Source organism: Pseudoalteromonas sp. T1lg65, assembly GCF_051930985.1.
Classification (GTDB): domain Bacteria; phylum Pseudomonadota; class Gammaproteobacteria; order Enterobacterales; family Alteromonadaceae; genus Pseudoalteromonas.
Window position 1 is genome coordinate 2,822,501 of the sequence record NZ_CP196837.1, and the last position, 17,382, is coordinate 2,839,882.

The window sequence follows — 17,382 nt, forward strand, 5'->3', positions numbered from 1 at the left end:
TGGATAAATTTTTTGACCTACAATATCTGACGCAGTGGAAACAAGCGCTACGCGGTCTTTTTCTGATATCCCCTCGACTTCAGCTAAGCGCTTTTCAAATGAGATAACTAAGGGGTGCTCCGAACTCTCGGCACTGATAAAGTTACGTAAATAACCTAAGGTGTTTGGGAATAATACTTTCGGTAATATTACGCCTTTTTCTGCATCCGCTTTCACTTTGTTAGCAACTTGCGTGGTCAACACAGCAAACGCTTTAAGCCTTTCAATGTAACTTAAAGCATCCGATTCTGTTTCTAATGTATGCTGATCTTTAATAATATTAGGAATATCAACAAGAGGACCGGATAGCTGATTTACAATATAGGGTAAGTGCCCTCCCCAGGTATCAATATACCCTGCAGGAAAAGCTTTATCACCTGCGTAATAGCGCGCAATAATCTCATTCACTTTTACATGCAATAAATCATCGGCATTTGATACGTTCGCAGAAAGCTCAGCTAGTTGCTCTGCAGAAGCTGCCATATCAAGCTGCAGCGCTTGCATTCCAGATACCGAATAATCGGGTAAACGGCTTTGGTATGAGCCATACTCACTTTCAGGAAGCTTTAAGGATGTCGCCAATGCCGGCTGGTGCGTTATAAATTGTTGTGTATAACGGTCGATGATTTTGTCTATTTCTTGACGGGTTAAGGTCTCTTTTGCTGTGCTCATCGATTTGCTTGATTCCACTTTTGTGCTTGCTTGTTCTTGGGCACATCCAGACAGACCAAGGACGACTGATAACGCAACAAGACTTTGCCTGTTCATCATGTTTGGCTCCGAGTATTATTTCGATTTGTTTTCAGATATACAACAATTAACATATTTATGCTTGTATAGCAGTAATTACCGATAAAAAGCTCTCGAAATAACCGCAAATTCCAAAAACAAACTTATGTTTCGTACAACAGCTCAGCCAAAAAGTCACTGGCAACTTGTTTACCAGATTTAATCTCCTCCTTAATCACCAACTTTTCATGATCAAAGCTAAAATGGCGATTACCATTTTGTTCAAACCTGAGTTCTAGAGAAATCGAAAAAGATTTTGGTAGCGCTTGACGATGGATGTCTTTAGATGCTTCAAAAAACAGAACTTCATCATCTGTTAATTGATGAAATTTTTCAAAGCTCAAGTGGCAAGGCTCCCCAACCTTAAGCTGGTTAGAATAACGGTAGGTATATAATTCGGATGCGGTGCCTGGACCATAATAGTTAGTCGTTAGAAAAGAAAAGTTGTGGTCATGTAAATAATCTTTAACCAATGCTCTTTGATCTGTGCTTTCCTCTAATTGAGGTGGCATAAAAGACGCCACTAATTGGAAATAAGGTCGACTGTTTTGGTATAAAACCAAAGTGTCGTTGTCACTGAGCCAATGCTGGCTTGGTAAAGATCCAGCTTCAGCTATCTGATTTGCAATTTTATGGGTTAAAAACTCTTTATTTTTTGCAAGACGGTACAACATCTCTGCCATTAAGTTTATTGTGGGAGGTTCGAGGCATGAAGTGTCTGAATACACACCATTGATACAACGAACGAATGAGTCAAAGTCGATTGCTTGATGACTGTAAAAATCTCTAATAAAAAGTGCCATTATTCATCCCTGTTTAATGTATTAAATTATAATCAAGATTATATTCAGAGGCAGCTATGCATAATGTTTCTGTCGCTTGCTACGCAGGTATATTCCTTCTATCGCTTGCCATGACACCTCACTAATGCTTGATTTTGATAAAGTGTGGAGCGCTTTTAAACTTAATTCACAATCAGATTGTTGAAATAGTTCAACGACTCCACGCAATATGCGCTCTGATTGTTTGGAATGGTAAATATCAGTAGGTCTAAGTGAAGCTGAGCAGAACTTCACGCGCTGTTTTGCCGCTTTTGCCTTCGTTTGCTCTTCTAGCCATATCGTATTTGAATTCGTGGTGATGGCGGTCGCTATGTCACTGGTTAGCTGAACACATTGATTATTAAATAAAAAGCTTGTTTGTGTATCGCCGGACACTAGATAAGATCCAATTCGCTGAGACATATCAATTTGAGCTGTTTGCACCCACTTTATTGACATACTCCCCTTGAGTACTTTTATTTTTCGGTCACCACACTGTGTCAGTAGAGACGTTTCTTTTACAGCTCCCTTTGCTAGTATGAGACGTTTGTTGGCATTTTCGAATAAAACTAACCGGCTATTTCCTAGATTACGGATGACTTCATCACTCTCTAATAGACTTGACAACCAGCGCTTCGCGCCTCTGACATCAATGTTTATCATTAATAGAACTCCCTTCCTATTTGATAGATGTATTGGACAATATTGAAACCTAAAGACCAAGTGACGATCTCAATATTGGTTTAATGTAACCATAATCGATATTAGAGACTTATCAACGTAAATGTGAAATTAACGTTACCAAAAACATGTAATAATTAGATATTCTCAAGTTTGTTTTTATTAGGGTAATTATTCGAATAAGTTGGGGGGAGTGATGAGACGGTTAAAAAACAGCACTCATGCAAGTAAATCCTGTCAATGCCGCATACTGATACGCGTAGACATAGGAAAGCCTATCCCTAAATTAGAAAAAGCCAGATTAATAAATTTCATCACTTTTATAACAATACCACGCCAGATTCAAACGTTACTCTACTTTGACTTCAATCAACTGTTTGTTTTGAAGGTACTGATGATGGGACTTTTCAGAAACCGGGTGAACATCAGAAAATAAAGCTAGTAAACAAAAAATTACTGTAGTGATAGCAAAAGCAATATTCCAAGTTTTATTAAAAAAGTGTGTTTTCATCATGATCAGGCTCTCCGTCTTCAGGTCTATAAGTTTAGTCGATCCAAACCATATTAAGGTTTAAAAAGTGTACTAAAAATATTTCAAAACGTGTCGAAGTAAATCCATTCAACAACATTATTGTTGATGTAAGCAGCGCCGAGTTTCAATACAAAAAACGGCCGCTATTGAGCGGCCGAACTAATGGAAAAATCAAGCGGTGGAAGTTTTACTTACTTTCTAACAACTTACCTGAGCCAATTTCAATTTTTCTTGGCTTTAACGCTTCTGGGATCTCTCGTTGTAAATCGATGACTAGCAATCCATGCTCAAGCTCTGCACCAATAACTTTAACATGGTCACCAAGTTGGAATTTGCGTTCAAAGTTGCGCTCGGCTATTCCTTGATGGATAAACTTTCGCTCTGATTTTTCTTCTTTATCTTGTTTTTGACCTTTCACAGTCAAGGTGTTGTTCTCAGATTCAAGTGTCAATTCTTGCTCACTGAAGCCCGCAACCGCCATTGTGATCTGGTACTTGTCTTTATCTAATGCTTCAATATTGTATGGCGGGTAGCTCGGCTGCTTATCAGTTCGGGCAGCTGCATCCATCAACGATGCAAGGTGATCAAAGCCAATGAATGAACGGTATAGTGGTGATAAATCTACAGTACGCATAATATGTATCCTCTTATAAAGCTATACATGATGTTTACTCTTAAAAAAAGCAATAAACACATTTAAAAACATAAGGTTATTTAGTTTTCAGGCCCTTCCGGCGCCCTCATAACCCTATCTATGGTCTGCAAAATTTATTTCAAGATTTTTTTCAAAAAAATATCAAACAAAATTAAAAAACCTTTTTAAAACAGATAAATATATTCTTTCTATTTTTATAAGGTCAGCTACAGATACGTGTTCATTGACTTGATGAATAGAATCATTCTTTACGCCACACTCTATCACCTGCGTCAATTCATTCGCGAAAAACCTGCCATCAGATGTTCCCCCTGCAGTACTAAGACTAGGGTATTGACCTGTTTGCTCATAAATTGCTTGTTCCACTAAATTCAAGAAACATCGCTCAGCTTTAGCTCCAGTGTAAAAGGACTCACACGGACGTTCCCACTCTATATCAAAATTTATATTGAGGTTAGAGAGCGCGGCTTGGATATAATCTTTCACTTCACCACTTTTGTAAGCGTGACTATAACGGATATTAAAAGTCACTTCGCAACTAGCTGGAACTAGATTATCTACAATATTAGGCACTGTAAGCCCTGTGACCTGTAGCGTTGTCTGTGAGCCAGCTTCATCTTTCCACCAAGGCAAAGAGGCAAGCTCATTGACCACATTACCCGCAATATGTGCGGCATTGATTGTTTGCTCAGGATAAGCGACATGCCCTGCTTTTCCACGGATCGCAATACGACCAGATATTGCTCCTCGGCGACCATTTTTAACTGTATCTCCAACAACTTGATGTGAAGTAGGTTCTCCGACTAAACAAGCATCTAATATCACTCCACGCTGTGCTAGTTTTTCTGCTATTAACTTCGAACCAAACTCGGCCTCACCTTCCTCATCAGAGGTCAACAACCAATAAAAGGTACCGGCAAGTTTTTTTGGCTGGCTTAGTAATACTCGTGTTGCTGATAACATGGCTGCAACACCACCTTTCATATCTGCAGCGCCGCGTCCATAAATCACACCATCGATTATTTGTGCACCAAAAGGGTCTGAAATCCAACCTTGACTGGTGGCCGGCACAACATCTACATGACCGGAAAACGCTAAAATTGGTCCCTCACCAAAGTGCATAGAAGCAATTAAATTTTTCACTCCATGGCGCTCAAATACTTCAGTATCAAAACCTAAATCACCGAGCTTCTCAGACATAAATTGGATTGTACCCGCATCACATGGCGTAACCGACGGAGCTTGAATTAAATGACGGAGTATTTCAACAGAATAAGAATTTTCCGGTTGGTCAAACAAAGAAGCATATTGCATGGTGATGTTCTACTTATGATAAACACTTGCCTTATTTAACGGCCAGATGTTGACCATATCATTTCACTTTTAATTCAAAATCATGACACTCAGCAAATATACACGCTCGTTGATTTGGTAAAAACTTAATCTAAATCAAAGTTTCAAAAATTTCTGAAAGCAGACAATTTAAAAATTGATCTAGAACAGCATTTTGTTTTTGCAGCGTCTTATGATGACTCCAATGAAAACAACAAGGTGGTTCGCAGGCCTTATTTGCGAAACACCAAATGCCGATTTTACAACCTTAAAATAGGTTCAGGAGATGAAGATGAGAACATTAAGCGCTGCTTTACTATCTACCCTACTAGTTGCTGCTCCTTTTGCTCAAGCAAAGTTAAGCGTGAATGTTGGGGCTATTAACGTAAACCCTGAAAACAGTGCATCTGCAATTAATGAAAATAAAGCACTTGGTCTAGTTGCTGACTCTAACACGCAACTAGGTATTACTGTTGACTATCAGTACAACGACAATATCGTATTCGAGCTTGTGGCAGCGACCCCATTTTCACATACAGTGGAAGGCGCAGGAGGCTTGAAAGGTAACGATATTGCAGATGTAAAACACTTACCACCAACATTGTTTGCGCAATACCACTTCTTCGACGCAACAGCAAAATTCCGCCCATTTGTTGGCGCAGGTTTGAACTACACCGTCTTCTTTGATGAAGAGCCTAGCGCGGCGCTCAAAGCAACATTGGGCACAGACGATGTAAAATTGGACTTGGACAGCTCTTTTGGATTGGCATTACAAGTTGGTTTTAACTACGACATCAATGAAAAGTGGGGTGTCCACGGTATGATTTCAAAAATGGATATCAATACTGACGCTACAGTATACGCAAATGGTGTTAAGGCACTAACCTCAGATGTAGAGTTAGACCCGGTTGTTGCTATGTTTGGTGTTAAATACAAATTCTAAGCTTTTAATTACTGTTACTTTCTCAATCCCAGGGCCACTGCATGTGGCCTTTATTCATTTATTCTCCTTAATATATCTCACCCAAAAGTGAAGAGATGCTAATTCGATTGGACTTTTGTCTTGGTGGTGAGTCAATCGAAGTAGCTCAGGCTCGCTGCCTTATACAGTCTCAATTACCCTGTGATGCATAGTAATATCAGAGTGCTGGTGCTATGGGTTTTGGTACCATCACTCTGACTTTGAAATTAAGCTACTATAGGCCGCATGGGGAAGGTAACGGTGGATTATTTTCTGGAACCCGATCTCTATGTGTCACCTTGTTATTACGAAACTGGGCTATTTGCTGAATGACCTGTTCGGTAGTTAAAATCTCCTCTGCTCGGTGATACACCCAATCAATATCTTCTTGATATTGACGCAGCTCTGGCGAATCAACAGGGCCATTTGAACCATCGGCACCTTCGGGCATAAACCACAGGTTAAAATTCATAGACATAGGTACTTCAGGAGCCACTTGCTCGCTATGCTCACTGAACAACTTACCATCAACATAGTAAACCACCTTATCATCATAAACATGTAATACTAAAGTACGCCAACCGGCATAACTTCCTGGCTTACGAGTATTTTCATTAACTTTTGTCCAAGGCTCTAGCTGAAACGTTTCCCATGTTGTCGTCCACATTGCAGGCTCTTCGCCGGCGCCCCAACCACCATTTGGCAAATATTCAAAATCTGTTTCACTGTAATCAAGGTCCATCGGCGCTTTTAACGGGCTGATAGCATAAAACGTTTGAATGACTTCGTCTCCATCTGGGCCAAAAGTAGGCGTATCCCTAAAAAATACTCTCGCTGCGTAAGTTCCTTTCAAGTATTTCCTGGCATGACAAAACTGGGTATGCCGGGTGTTTTCTCCGCTACCATCTGTCACTGAAGTCATACGGATGGCACCGTATTGTGTACCTTCAATATCTTGATGAAAGCTAATACCTTCATCCGACCAAGTTGCACCGGCAATACCGGGGTGCCCCGTCTCGGTTCTTGCCTTCCATCCGTTAGCATAAAACTCTTGTAGATTTGTATAGGAAAAATCATCAAAGAATTCAGCTGCAGTGTTCCGCTCTGCTGGTTGCGATACCTCGTCCTTGGGTGAACACCCCGTCAGTGCTATCCCAACTATGAATAAGCTGATTAAGTTTTTATTATTTAGATTCGACATACCCTTCACCTTGATTGTTATTTGAACTCCTTTTGGTAACACGCGAATGACAACGCTGTCAATCAAGTGAGTTCAAATTTCAGTCAGTGCAACACTAAATTAGACCCAAATTTAAAAATGAGATTCATACAAATTAAATAAAAATAATTCTCATATCATTTACCGTTGCTGAAAAGATAACATTCGATATAATCTAATCATGTTATTGTGTTTATTTTTCGTGCTTAAAACGGAGTTTGTTTTGCTCAGTGTATTGTTTTTAGTTCTTGTTTTTATAGCGATACTCGTGCTTTATTGTACGAATAAAAACCAGCTTTTACTGCGAACACCTCTTTCAAAAAACTTTCAACTGCTCGGCTATGTTCTCATAGCTGCATCTGTGTTCAGCGCTTGGTTGATATTCGGTGGTAGTGCCATGCTATTCCTATGGTTGATGGCCACAATGGTAATAACCATTTTCCTTCCCTTTTCAATCTACCTCATTAGGAAAGCGTAATGGGCTGTGAAAAACAAAAAATTTCTTCTGATTGGTGGAGTAAAACGTTCGCAGGAACTGTTCTGGGTCTGTGTTTAAGTTTTGGGATCGTCGGGCTTTTTGCGTGGATTAGCACAGATGGACTAACTCAAGCCATTTCTAACGAACGCTTGTTATGGAAAACTCAGTTTAATATGTGGCTGGTTACTCCTGTTTGGTTATTAATTTTGAGCTTTGTTTATTTATTCAGAACAGGAAAGCAGGCTGTAGCATGGCTTACAGTCTCGAACCTAGTCATCTATTTATTACTCATATTTGTAAAGGCATAACATGAAAGTCCGCGCGGATATTCTAAGAACATATCAAAGTATTCATACATGGACAGGGATCACCACTGGGCTTCTATTATTCATCGGTTTTTTTGCTGGTGCACTGACGATGTTCGCAGGCCACATTGACCAATGGGCTTCTCCCCCCACTCAAACAATGGCACAGGTAGAATCGACTCAATATGATTCTTTAATACAGAAGGTAATTGACCAACACCCCGATTCAACCAAGTGGTTAAGTGTTAACTTTTCTACAGAGCAATCTCCCATAACTTGGTATGAGCAAGGTGGACCAAGAGGGCTGCGCCTTGACGACCAATTATGGCATGCAACACTTACCACTGAGGGCACACTTGAAGCCCAACCCAGTTACGTCAACAAACTTTCAGCGCTAATAGATTATTTGCATCGAAGTGCAGGAATTGCAGGTGAAATTGGCCATGACCATGCCGGCGTTTACGTGCTGGGGATTGCTGCGATCTTATATTTTGTGGCACTTGTATCTGGCGTCATCTTCTTGCTGCCGACTCTGGTTAAGAGCTTTTTAGCTCTGAGAACTAACAAAGGAAAAAGTCGATTTTGGTTGGATAGCCACAATTTGATCGGCGTCACCAGTTTGCCATTTCACATTGTTATCGCAATCACCGTTATCGTGTTCGCATTTCATGATTTTATATACGATGGGCTAGGAAAAATTTACGGTGATAAACCGTTGTTCGCTCGGGAAGCTCCGGCCTCAGTTGAGTTTCATGTAAATAACCTCCCGAGTATTACACAAATTATCGCCAAAACACGTGAATACGCTCCTGAGCATGAAATTAAAGCCATCCAGTTAAGCCGTTTAAATAGTAAAAGCCCTTCTGCGTCAATTCAATTGATGAGTGAGTCACATTTAATGCGAGGCCCAAAAACGGACTTCTTATTTATGAATCCATATACGTTTAAGGTTTCCACCAGTAGCATAATCAATGGCGATCAAGGCATTTGGGGGTCGATTGTTACCACTATGTTTGGTCTACACTTTGGCAGTTATGGTGGTGAATTAGGCCGTTGGCTGTACTTTTTGATGGGGATTATGGGCGCAGTGCTGTTTTACACCGGCAACTTACTGTGGCTTGAAAAGCGACGTAAGCAACATACACAACAGTCCAAACCCACTATTTTCATGGGCAAACTCACTATTGGTGTAGCACTTGGTTCAATACTAGGAGTGGCAGCATCATTTGCTATCACTAAGTGGATTGCAGTAACCACATTAAATGTAAATGCTGCTTACCTGTGGGTGTATTATTTTTGTTTTGCCGGTAATTTATTCGCAGCATTCACTCTAGGCATGAGTATCACGGCAATTTGGACACTGCGACTTATCAGTTTGTTATGCCTGTCATTACCTGCCACTTCTATACTGGCCTTGCTGTTGCCGAGTATGGGGTTATGGCCAGCAGAAAGTCTGTCTAGTATCTTGCTAGAGTGTACTGCAATATTCATAGGATACATTTTCTGGCGATTAGCTCAAAAGACTCAGCATCGAGCCTATCGCGGAGATAGAAATAGTATTTGGTATATTGGCAACCAGCAAAACCTGCAGATCATGAAAACTCAATCCTCGACCTAAATAACTTCGACTGCGGGTAAATAGAAGAAACACTGTTTCTTATAGGCGTTTTTGTTGATTGCTAGCAAAATGTTATTCCGAGCGATATTGAGGAGTACCAGTCGCTCGGAGATAATTATCCCTTCCGACCTTTGGCAAAAGTGCGTTACAAAATCTATGCTTGAGATGACTCAACAGACTGAGCATTAAAACATATCTCGACTTTGCTGAACTGAATGCGGCGCGCTCGTTTTTTAAGTACCCTGTGACACTTTTTCCCAGCCTCAATACTGCTGTATTGGCAGGCTAAATACTTCTTAGCACTTTGGTTGTTACCCCAAACAACCAAAAAACAGTAGTTTTACTTTCCTAAACAATGAGAGTCATGAACTCGTTAATGTAAAAATATAAATCTTGGTTCGCGTTCCTTAAATGTTAAATTCAATAATAATCCCACGCGTTTATAAGCTCCTGTGAATTCAATAAATAATTACTTCCGTAACATTTTAAATCCATATATTTGAAAAAAATTCAACTGCGTCTAAATTTGAAATAACTGCTTCTCTACCACCGCTCACAAAGGAATCTTTTATGAAGAACCCTAACAGAAGTAAAGTCTGGAAAGTTGCTTTGGCATTATCCGCATTAAATCTTTTCCAACTATCGAACGCTCATGCTGAAGTCGCAGTGATTGTGCACCCTGATAACGATTCAACTTTCGATCAAACAACGATAAAGAATATCTTTTTAGGCAAAGCGAAAGCTTTCTCTAATGGCCGTTCCGCGTTGCTATTGAGTCCAGAAAACAGCTCTGCAACAGCAGAAGAATTCAACTCAAACGTGATAGGAAAGTCCAGTAGCCAATTCAAAGCCTATTGGTCAAAGATTTTATTTACAGGTAAGGGAACACCACCTAAAGAGATGCCAACTGCGCAAGAAATTATCAACTCAGTCTCATCCAACCCAGACGCTATTGCTTATGTTGATGCAAGTGAAGTCAATGGCTCTGTGAAAGTCGTCGCTAAATTTTAAACAAGGGAAAAAATATGAAAAACTCAATTGTTATTACCTCCTGTTTATCATTGCTTCTGTCCTCTTCAGCATTTGCAGAAATAGACATTAGTGGCTACGGCTCAATTATCGCAGGTAAAACTTTAGGCTCGGTGGACGATCCTTTAAACCCGGGTCAAAAGCGCGATGAGATTCTCACTGCTGATTTTTACGATGTAGGCCAGTACGACAACGACATCACTTTTAATGCTGAGTCTATTCTCGCTGTACAAGCTATTGCAGAACTAAACAGCTCATTCACTATCACAGCCCAATTAGTAGCCAAAGGGGTTGATGATTTTGAGCCTGAGTTTGACTGGTATTATGTCACTTATCGAGCAACCGATAACTTGACGCTCATGGCCGGTCGTCGAAATATTCCTATGTACTACTATTCTGAATTTTCCGAAGTAGGTTATGCCTATCCGTGGATGCGTCCACCAGCAAACTTATACTGGTGGCAGGTGACCCAGTTCAATGGCGTAACCGCAATGTATGACTTCCAGTTAGGTGATTACACCAATACCGTGAGCTTTTTTTATGGTAATGAGTACTCTGACGACAACAAAGAAATGCTTTATTACGATAAACTGTATGGAGGAAATGCAAGAACCGTCAACGAATACTGGACTGATATCACTGGCGTAAATTGGAATATGTCGGGTGAAAATTTCGATTTAAGATTCGTTTACTTCCAGAACGATAGAGACAGAGAAACCATACAACAAGATGGTTCTATCGATCCATATCAACCTTTTTCCCAAACATTCATTGGCCTAGGCGGCAGCATACAGCTCAGTGATTTTACCGTTCTTTTTGATGCAAACTTTGTTGACTATGACGATGCAGTCGGAACTGAGTTTCCCACTTACTTGTTGTCTGTAGTATACAACTGGGGAGATTATCAGCCGTATGTGTCATACTCAAAAGCCGATCACGAACGCACCAAGGTACCGACTGAAGACTTAGAAGAGCACTACATGCTTAGTTTTGGCGTGCGATACAACTTTTTGCCAAGTGCGGCATTTAAAATTCAGTATGACAAATTTGTAGATCAAGGTGATAAGCCAACTGGGTGGGCTTACCATGGTGACTCCAGAACAATAAGTATGGGTGTCGATTTTGTTTTTTAATTAGTTAATCTGGTAGCCACTGTTATTGGTGTTTCTCACCCGATAACTGCTGGCTACTACATTCATCAAATTAGCGCTAAGTTGTACAAACAGCCAATTTGATACTGATGGTCCCTTCCAAATTAGTAAAAAAAACGTAAACAAAAACATCTTCCCCTACTATAGTTAATGCTTGAAAATACAAAGCTAACTCGCGCTGTGTGTTTTCAACAACATCTATAGCGTAAGCGCTTGTAATTTACTTGTTAACAAAAACACTCTACCGTTATTGGAATTTCGCTTTAGGGATCGATCATGACTAAACTAAAATACTCAAAACAGCTCTGTGTTGTGCTACTCAGTACGATTTCAGTTGTCAGTTGTAGTACCGCAAAAAAAGAACCGACAGTACCTCTAGAAAACGTCCCCCAAGTTAAAGAGCAAGGCTCTGTACCAGAGCGAGTCTGGCTAGACCAAGGATGGAGCGACAAACTAAGAAATGACTTCTGGTTTACAGGTCAAGGCTCACAAATCATTCCTTATACGTGGTTCACTTGGTTAGAACAGCCTGACAGTGAACAGCTGTTTCGTGATAGCGAGCACATGGAAATGCTGCGCTACCTGCCTAGCAGGTCTTCTGCCAGTAACCCTTCGGGGTTACCCATCGGTTTTGCGCTTCACAACAACCAAACAACTGGCCAAGCTTGGGTTGGCATGACCTGCGCGGCTTGCCATACGAACCAGCTAGACTATCAAGGTACCAAAATTTTAATTGATGGTGCACCAACATTGGCTAACTTCGTGTTGTTCTTCAGTAAACTGAACGCCTCGCTAAATACAACACTAAACGACAATCAAAAGTTTAATCGCTTCGCCTCGAGAGTGTTAGGAAGTAATGCGTCTGATGCTGCTATTGAAGATCTTAGGGATGACCTCAAACATGTTTCAATGGCTACCGCCGAAAGACAGGCTGTCAATGACCTACCTGCAGATTACCCCGATGACTTCACCAGTTACGCACGGTTAGATGCTTTTGGTAATATTCAAAATGCAGGAACTGCGTTTGCGCTGGATGATTTGAACAACCGAAATGCACCTACAGCTCCGGTTTCATATCCGTTTCTTTGGGGAACACACCAGTCGAATGTAGTCCAATGGAATGCGTCAGCACCGAACATTCCCGTGGTTGGTCCGTTGATCAGAAATATGGGTGAAGTTGTCGGTGTATTTGGCTCTCTCTCAATCACTGAAGCACCAGTTTGGCAGCGAGTGTGGGGTAAACATGCGCGCTATAGCTCCACAATCGACTTTAACGGAATAGGCCAACTTGAAGCCTGGGTTAAAACATTACGTCCACCCGCGTGGCCAGAACAATACTTGCCAGGCGTAGACACCTCAAAAGCAGCCAAAGGAAAAATGCTTTACCAAGCAAACTGCGCATCATGCCATGAAATTGTTGCACCAAAAGATGTATTAAAAGACTATGTTGCGATAAAAACTCCCGTTAAGGAAGTTGGTACTGACCCGGTGATGTCAAATAATGCCACCTGTCATATGGCAAAAACGCTGTTTCTTGAGGGAACTAAGTCCGACATATTAGTGGGGGAAAAGTTTGCAGCCGTGACACACGCCATCGATATTCCTGTTAATGGTGTCGCTGGTTTGGTATTGAAGAATCCAGTCGAAGCAATCGAAGCGGGCTTGATTGCTGAGGAAACATCAAATAGCGGTGGAAAGACATCTGCGTTGAAATCCATTGAAGAGCGTTTGAAGTCTTATTTTGCAGGCAGAGATAAATTAACACCAAATGCCGGCGATGACTGTGAAGATGGCTTTTATGATGCGGGTGTTTACAAAGCAAGACCATTAAACGGTATTTGGGCAACCGCACCGTATCTCCATAATGGTTCTGTTCCGAACCTTTGGTCCTTACTACAGGCTCCAGAGCAACGCCCAGATAGATTTTGGGTCGGCAGCCGCGAGTTTGATCCCGTAAATGTAGGTTATGTCACAAACCAAGGACTGAACGAATTTAAAGTTAATAAAGCGGACGGCAGTGTCCAACCTGGCAATGATAATGCGGGACATACCTACGGCACTGAGCTTTCTGAAGAAGAGAAGTGGCAACTTGTTGAATACATGAAAACGCTGTAATAATTACAAATTCGACCTAGTACACGAAAAGCCAAGTATCTGTACTTGGCTTTTTCATTACGGCGATATTGCAATCAAACCCAACCTGCTTTCGTTTTACACGGTCAAAGCGCTAATCAGCGCAACAACCACTAAACTATCGCATAGACCGAGCTTTAGTAGAGCAAACTGTAAAGTTTCCGACGATATTTCGATGCTAACTCGTCGCCATCAGGTAAAGCTGCGATGATATCTAAATAGTCTTTCTTTGCGTCGGCAAAATTCAAGTCTTTGCGTAACACCATGAATAATGACTCTAGCGCAGGCTCTTTTTTACCTAGGTTATATTGAACTTTAGCCAGTTCGTAACGCAGCTCTAGTGACTCTGGCGCTGCTTCAACTTCGTTGAGCAACCTTTGCAGCTCTGGAGAATCTTGACTTTGCGTTGCTTGTTCGAGTTTAGCTTTTAAGTTGTGATAGTAAGCATCTTGATCTTGCTCTGACACTTGCGCTAATAAAGCTTCAGCATCTTCGAGTTTATCTATTTGCATGCAAATATCAGCGAATACTAAGATCACTCGGCTATTACTTGACGCCGCTTCATACGCCTTTTTAGCATAAGAAAAAGCTTCATTAACATTGCCTGAAGCTAACTGTTTTTTGGCTTGCTCTAGAAGCATTAACTCAGGTGACGGAAGATGCTCAGACAGTGCTTCAGTAATCTCTTGCTCAGTTTTTGCTCCTGCCAATATATCTACTGGCGCACCTGCTTTCAGTACCACAATTGTTGGTAAAGCTTGTAAGCCAATTTGTTGCGCCAATTGCCCAGCAAGCGCCTGCTGAGTATCACAATCAATGACACCTAAAACAACATGCTGTCCATAATCCTCAGCTAGTTTGGTCAGTATTTTATCTTGAGTAACGCAGTCTGGATTCTCGGCACTATAAAAACTGAGCAAAACCAAACCATCGGGGTTTTGTTCCGAAATTACTTGAGAAATATTGTCGGGCGTAAGCTGTATTTTGTTTTCCATCTTTCCAATCTTGATTACGTCGAATGTTGTTTATAATGGAGACGATTACAGAAAACACAAGCTTTAACCACATTCACTATATACAAAAGAAACAAACTATCGCGCCCACCACACAAAAGACAAATAATTAACAAATAAAACAACTAAATATAACTTTATTATTTGTAATATGGACAAGATACCTGTTACCAGTCTATAATGTACCCAATTTAGAACAGTTCCACGGAAAATAATTGCAATATTTGGAATAAGATTGCTTTTAAAAGGTTTTATACAATGAAATACATCAGCTTAGCCTCTATTTTGGTGTTACTTCTCGCTTGTCATCACCAAAGTGAGGTGTCATATCCATGGAATATAAACAGTAATGGAATTACTTATAAAGGTGAGTTACAAAATCTTGAATCAGCGCTCACTGTAAACTGTGATACATGTAAGGTTGAGAAAAAATCGCTAATACGGCCTTCAGGTCCGAGCGAGTACGTGCTGGTGAGTGATAGTGAGCAACTTAAAGCCATCTGGGGTAAAAACAGCACAGCTGCGATTTACCTGCCAAACCGAGTAGGCAAAAAACTGATCAATCTTGCCGCAGACACAGAGTCTGGTAGTTGGTTAATGGGAATTGATGAAAACCCCAAATTATTGAAAGAAGGTCGCGTCAATGAGCTGGTACTTGAAGATACCATCTACAGAGTATTGATTAATTCTCAAGTTGCAGAGAATGCTTTTACGTACAGTGTACTGATTGAGTAAGCAAGCCAATTTGATAAGGCCGTGAAGCAGTTTAGCTCATCACGGCCTTACTCAGAACTGCAATTAGTCTTTATTTATTACGCCTTCTGCCCTTAACAAAATTCCTTTCTCTGTCAGGTCCAGTTCAAATCCAAAGCTCATGTTTTGTTTTTGTAACTCTGCAAATTCAGGGGGCAGCGTTTCGCCTGAAGATTCCATCATATCGGCCATCATGGTAAAGAATGACTGCAAATCAAAGTTTGTACGAATTAGACCGTTGGACTTAATCACTTCGCCACTCAGCGTATCTGCCAATTTTGCAGACTTTTCACCAACCGATAGAACCAAGTGCTGACCCTTTATAGCCAAAAGAACTTGCTGCTTAATTTGTGGAGGTAATGGGAACAGGTCATTTAATACAACTGGAGAACCATCTGCTGGGATTTCGAGTTGTGCAAACGCAGGATCTAAGCTTTTAGCAGTATCAATCAACGTTTGCGGTTGATCTGCTGAAAGTACCACCAATCCATCAAGTGCCTTCACCTCAGGAGGTGTTTGTTGGCCATTTGGAAACTCAAGATCGAACGCAGAAAAGCTCGCACTAATGCCTTTTACCGAACCAGCCATTCCCGTCGCCATGGCAATGGCCATAGGGTTGTTTTGCTTGATTTGCGCCTGTAACTGAACTAACTCAGGACAACTTACCTCAGCTGTCGTGATTTGATTCCAAACTGCACTGACTGTTGGCGCAAGCTGAGCTACATCAACGCCAACGCCAAAACCAAATAAACTGTCTTCTTGCTTTGCTAAATAAGCAGGAATAAAACCGCGTAACCCCATTAGGATGTTATTCAAACTATCATCATTAATAACGATGGTAGTATCTACAACAGACTTATAATAGCTAGACGTCAATTCTTGCGACGTGGTACCGCTTACCGTGGCTGGCCACTTAGCGGCAATCGCTGCATAGTCAGTCTGACACTCTTTGCTACGGATTGTTGCAAGTGCATCTTGTTCACCACTCGCGCTAAGCAGGCTATCGATCATGCGAGACAGTCTTGATGGTTTTTGCGCTGTCAAACCATTTACAACAGCCTGATGATCAAGGTAACTGATCATATTGCCGTCGAAATTGAAGTCCGAAATATAACGTTCTAACTTTTGGCTATTTGCTAAGCTCGATTGCGGCTTTTCTAGGCCTAACGCAACCGCAAGGTCCGATTCATTATTAAATGTTGTATTTACAGTTAAGGTAAACCATTTGCCTTTTGTAGAAGTGATTAGCTCTACTGGGGATTCGCCTTCAAGCTGCAAGTCATAACGTGTAATGCTTTGGCCCTGTAATGTCTCAGTTTTGTAAACAATGCCTGTTTTATCCGCTGACTGCATTACGGTTTTCTCAAGCGTAGCTGGCTCGGCCAACTCCACACGAATGGTCGGGATTAAACCAACAGTGTAAATCAGACTGCGAATCGGCCCATCAATACCCAGCTGCTGTTTCATCTGCTGTTCGGAGGCAAGTGCGAGGGAATAACGGTTCATCAGTTCAGCAAAAAAACGCAGCGCAACGTGGTTTTCACCTTGTGACAGTTGCTCAAATACCTCTTGCTGTTGGACAGAGCGTAACTCAGCAGGCATTAGACTTAGGTACTTTTCGTAGTCAAATGGCACAAGTGACCCGAAAAATAGTGCAGTATCGGCTGGGACATATTCCAGTTCAACATTTTGCAGTGGAGCCGTCGTTGGCGCACTTGATTGAGTCGTAAAATAAATACCCGCAGCAACGGCTACAGCGCCAATACCAGCAATAATTTTTGTATTCATAAGGTTCCCTCGTATTTTAATTTTTTCCAAAGTTGTTTCTGAGTAAAAACAAATGATAGTACCTAAATGATATCTTTTTTACCTT

At 41.1% G+C, this 17,382-nt stretch carries 16 protein-coding genes (1 of these 16 running past the window's edge); 7 read left to right on the forward strand and 9 right to left on the reverse strand.

All coding sequences use genetic code 11. From position 1 onward, the window contains the following. The 6 genes from ACSLBF_RS12420 to dapE all read right to left on the reverse strand — a co-directional run. Positions 1-807, reverse strand: partial view of a DUF885 domain-containing protein gene (locus tag ACSLBF_RS12420; protein WP_440056227.1) — the 5' portion only. 1,065 nt of this gene lie to the left of the window's left edge; 807 of the gene's 1,872 nt are visible here — the first part of the coding sequence; the start codon lies at positions 805-807; the stop codon falls past the left edge of the window. A 125-nt stretch (positions 808-932) separates the two neighbouring features. Beyond that, the gene (locus ACSLBF_RS12425; protein WP_440053699.1) at positions 933-1,631 is read right to left on the reverse strand and encodes a transposase; all 699 of its coding nucleotides are present in this window, start codon (positions 1,629-1,631) and stop codon (positions 933-935) included. Between the two features lie 54 nt (positions 1,632-1,685). After that, entirely contained in the window at positions 1,686-2,312 is a 627-nt protein-coding gene (locus ACSLBF_RS12430; protein WP_440053700.1) for a hypothetical protein, read from the reverse strand. A gap of 367 nt (positions 2,313-2,679) precedes the next feature. Further along, complete coding sequence (locus ACSLBF_RS12435; RefSeq protein WP_440053701.1) at positions 2,680-2,844, reverse strand: hypothetical protein; 165 nt, start codon at positions 2,842-2,844, stop codon at positions 2,680-2,682. 205 nt (positions 2,845-3,049) lie between these two features. Continuing rightward, positions 3,050-3,496 carry an Hsp20 family protein gene (locus tag ACSLBF_RS12440; protein WP_440053702.1) on the reverse strand — a complete coding sequence of 149 codons (447 nt, stop codon included), beginning with the start codon at positions 3,494-3,496 and terminating at the stop codon, positions 3,050-3,052. Positions 3,497-3,658: 162 nt separating this feature from the next. Beyond that, positions 3,659-4,831, reverse strand: coding sequence for a succinyl-diaminopimelate desuccinylase (dapE, locus tag ACSLBF_RS12445; RefSeq protein WP_440053703.1), 1,173 nt, complete (start codon positions 4,829-4,831; stop codon positions 3,659-3,661). A 310-nt stretch (positions 4,832-5,141) separates the two neighbouring features. On the opposite strand from dapE, the gene ACSLBF_RS12450 reads away from it, so the two are divergent. Next, on the forward strand, positions 5,142-5,792 hold the full coding sequence (locus tag ACSLBF_RS12450; RefSeq protein ID WP_440053704.1) for an OmpW/AlkL family protein: 651 nt from the start codon (positions 5,142-5,144) through the stop codon (positions 5,790-5,792). Positions 5,793-6,045: 253 nt separating this feature from the next. Here the strand turns inward: ACSLBF_RS12450 and ACSLBF_RS12455 are convergent, their stop codons facing one another. Continuing rightward, the gene (locus ACSLBF_RS12455) at positions 6,046-7,011 is read right to left on the reverse strand and encodes a glycoside hydrolase family 16 protein (protein ID WP_440053705.1); all 966 of its coding nucleotides are present in this window, start codon (positions 7,009-7,011) and stop codon (positions 6,046-6,048) included. A 495-nt stretch (positions 7,012-7,506) separates the two neighbouring features. On the opposite strand from ACSLBF_RS12455, the gene ACSLBF_RS12460 reads away from it, so the two are divergent. The 5 genes from ACSLBF_RS12460 (at position 7,507) to ACSLBF_RS12480 (ending at position 13,725) form a co-directional block, all read left to right on the forward strand. After that, positions 7,507-7,815, forward strand: coding sequence for a hypothetical protein (locus ACSLBF_RS12460; protein ID WP_440053706.1), 309 nt, complete (start codon positions 7,507-7,509; stop codon positions 7,813-7,815). A gap of 1 nt (position 7,816) precedes the next feature. Next, positions 7,817-9,430, forward strand: a complete 1,614-nt coding sequence (locus tag ACSLBF_RS12465; RefSeq protein ID WP_440053707.1) for a PepSY-associated TM helix domain-containing protein — start codon at positions 7,817-7,819, stop codon at positions 9,428-9,430. A gap of 570 nt (positions 9,431-10,000) precedes the next feature. After that, positions 10,001-10,441, forward strand: a complete 441-nt coding sequence (locus ACSLBF_RS12470) for a substrate-binding domain-containing protein (protein WP_440053708.1) — start codon at positions 10,001-10,003, stop codon at positions 10,439-10,441. Positions 10,442-10,455: 14 nt separating this feature from the next. Then, positions 10,456-11,592, forward strand: coding sequence for a porin (locus ACSLBF_RS12475; RefSeq protein ID WP_440053709.1), 1,137 nt, complete (start codon positions 10,456-10,458; stop codon positions 11,590-11,592). A 294-nt stretch (positions 11,593-11,886) separates the two neighbouring features. Next, complete coding sequence (locus ACSLBF_RS12480; protein ID WP_440053710.1) at positions 11,887-13,725, forward strand: di-heme-cytochrome C peroxidase; 1,839 nt, start codon at positions 11,887-11,889, stop codon at positions 13,723-13,725. 155 nt (positions 13,726-13,880) lie between these two features. Here ACSLBF_RS12480 and ACSLBF_RS12485 read toward each other — a convergent pair whose 3' ends face one another. Next, positions 13,881-14,738, reverse strand: a complete 858-nt coding sequence (locus ACSLBF_RS12485; protein ID WP_440053711.1) for a tetratricopeptide repeat protein — start codon at positions 14,736-14,738, stop codon at positions 13,881-13,883. 276 nt (positions 14,739-15,014) lie between these two features. On the opposite strand from ACSLBF_RS12485, the gene ACSLBF_RS12490 reads away from it, so the two are divergent. Then, positions 15,015-15,491, forward strand: coding sequence for a hypothetical protein (locus tag ACSLBF_RS12490; protein WP_440053712.1), 477 nt, complete (start codon positions 15,015-15,017; stop codon positions 15,489-15,491). Positions 15,492-15,554: 63 nt separating this feature from the next. Here the strand turns inward: ACSLBF_RS12490 and ACSLBF_RS12495 are convergent, their stop codons facing one another. After that, entirely contained in the window at positions 15,555-17,297 is a 1,743-nt protein-coding gene (locus ACSLBF_RS12495) for a hypothetical protein (protein WP_440053713.1), read from the reverse strand. Positions 17,298-17,382: the final 85 nt, after the last annotated feature.

Bases quoted from the DNA above. Each gene is read 5' to 3' on its own strand.
- ACSLBF_RS12425 (WP_440053699.1), bottom strand. From the start codon at position 1,631: ATGGCACTTTTTATTAGAGATTTTTACAGTCATCAAGCAATCGACTTT.
- ACSLBF_RS12430 (WP_440053700.1), bottom strand. From the start codon at position 2,312: ATGATAAACATTGATGTCAGAGGCGCGAAGCGCTGGTTGTCAAGTCTA.
- ACSLBF_RS12435 (WP_440053701.1), bottom strand. From the start codon at position 2,844: ATGATGAAAACACACTTTTTTAATAAAACTTGGAATATTGCTTTTGCT.
- ACSLBF_RS12440 (WP_440053702.1), bottom strand. From the start codon at position 3,496: ATGCGTACTGTAGATTTATCACCACTATACCGTTCATTCATTGGCTTT.
- dapE (WP_440053703.1), bottom strand. From the start codon at position 4,831: ATGCAATATGCTTCTTTGTTTGACCAACCGGAAAATTCTTATTCTGTT.
- ACSLBF_RS12450 (WP_440053704.1), top strand. From the start codon at position 5,142: ATGAGAACATTAAGCGCTGCTTTACTATCTACCCTACTAGTTGCTGCT.
- ACSLBF_RS12455 (WP_440053705.1), bottom strand. From the start codon at position 7,011: ATGTCGAATCTAAATAATAAAAACTTAATCAGCTTATTCATAGTTGGG.
- ACSLBF_RS12460 (WP_440053706.1), top strand. From the start codon at position 7,507: ATGGGCTGTGAAAAACAAAAAATTTCTTCTGATTGGTGGAGTAAAACG.
- ACSLBF_RS12465 (WP_440053707.1), top strand. From the start codon at position 7,817: ATGAAAGTCCGCGCGGATATTCTAAGAACATATCAAAGTATTCATACA.
- ACSLBF_RS12470 (WP_440053708.1), top strand. From the start codon at position 10,001: ATGAAGAACCCTAACAGAAGTAAAGTCTGGAAAGTTGCTTTGGCATTA.
- ACSLBF_RS12475 (WP_440053709.1), top strand. From the start codon at position 10,456: ATGAAAAACTCAATTGTTATTACCTCCTGTTTATCATTGCTTCTGTCC.
- ACSLBF_RS12480 (WP_440053710.1), top strand. From the start codon at position 11,887: ATGACTAAACTAAAATACTCAAAACAGCTCTGTGTTGTGCTACTCAGT.
- ACSLBF_RS12485 (WP_440053711.1), bottom strand. From the start codon at position 14,738: ATGGAAAACAAAATACAGCTTACGCCCGACAATATTTCTCAAGTAATT.
- ACSLBF_RS12490 (WP_440053712.1), top strand. From the start codon at position 15,015: ATGAAATACATCAGCTTAGCCTCTATTTTGGTGTTACTTCTCGCTTGT.
- ACSLBF_RS12495 (WP_440053713.1), bottom strand. From the start codon at position 17,297: ATGAATACAAAAATTATTGCTGGTATTGGCGCTGTAGCCGTTGCTGCG.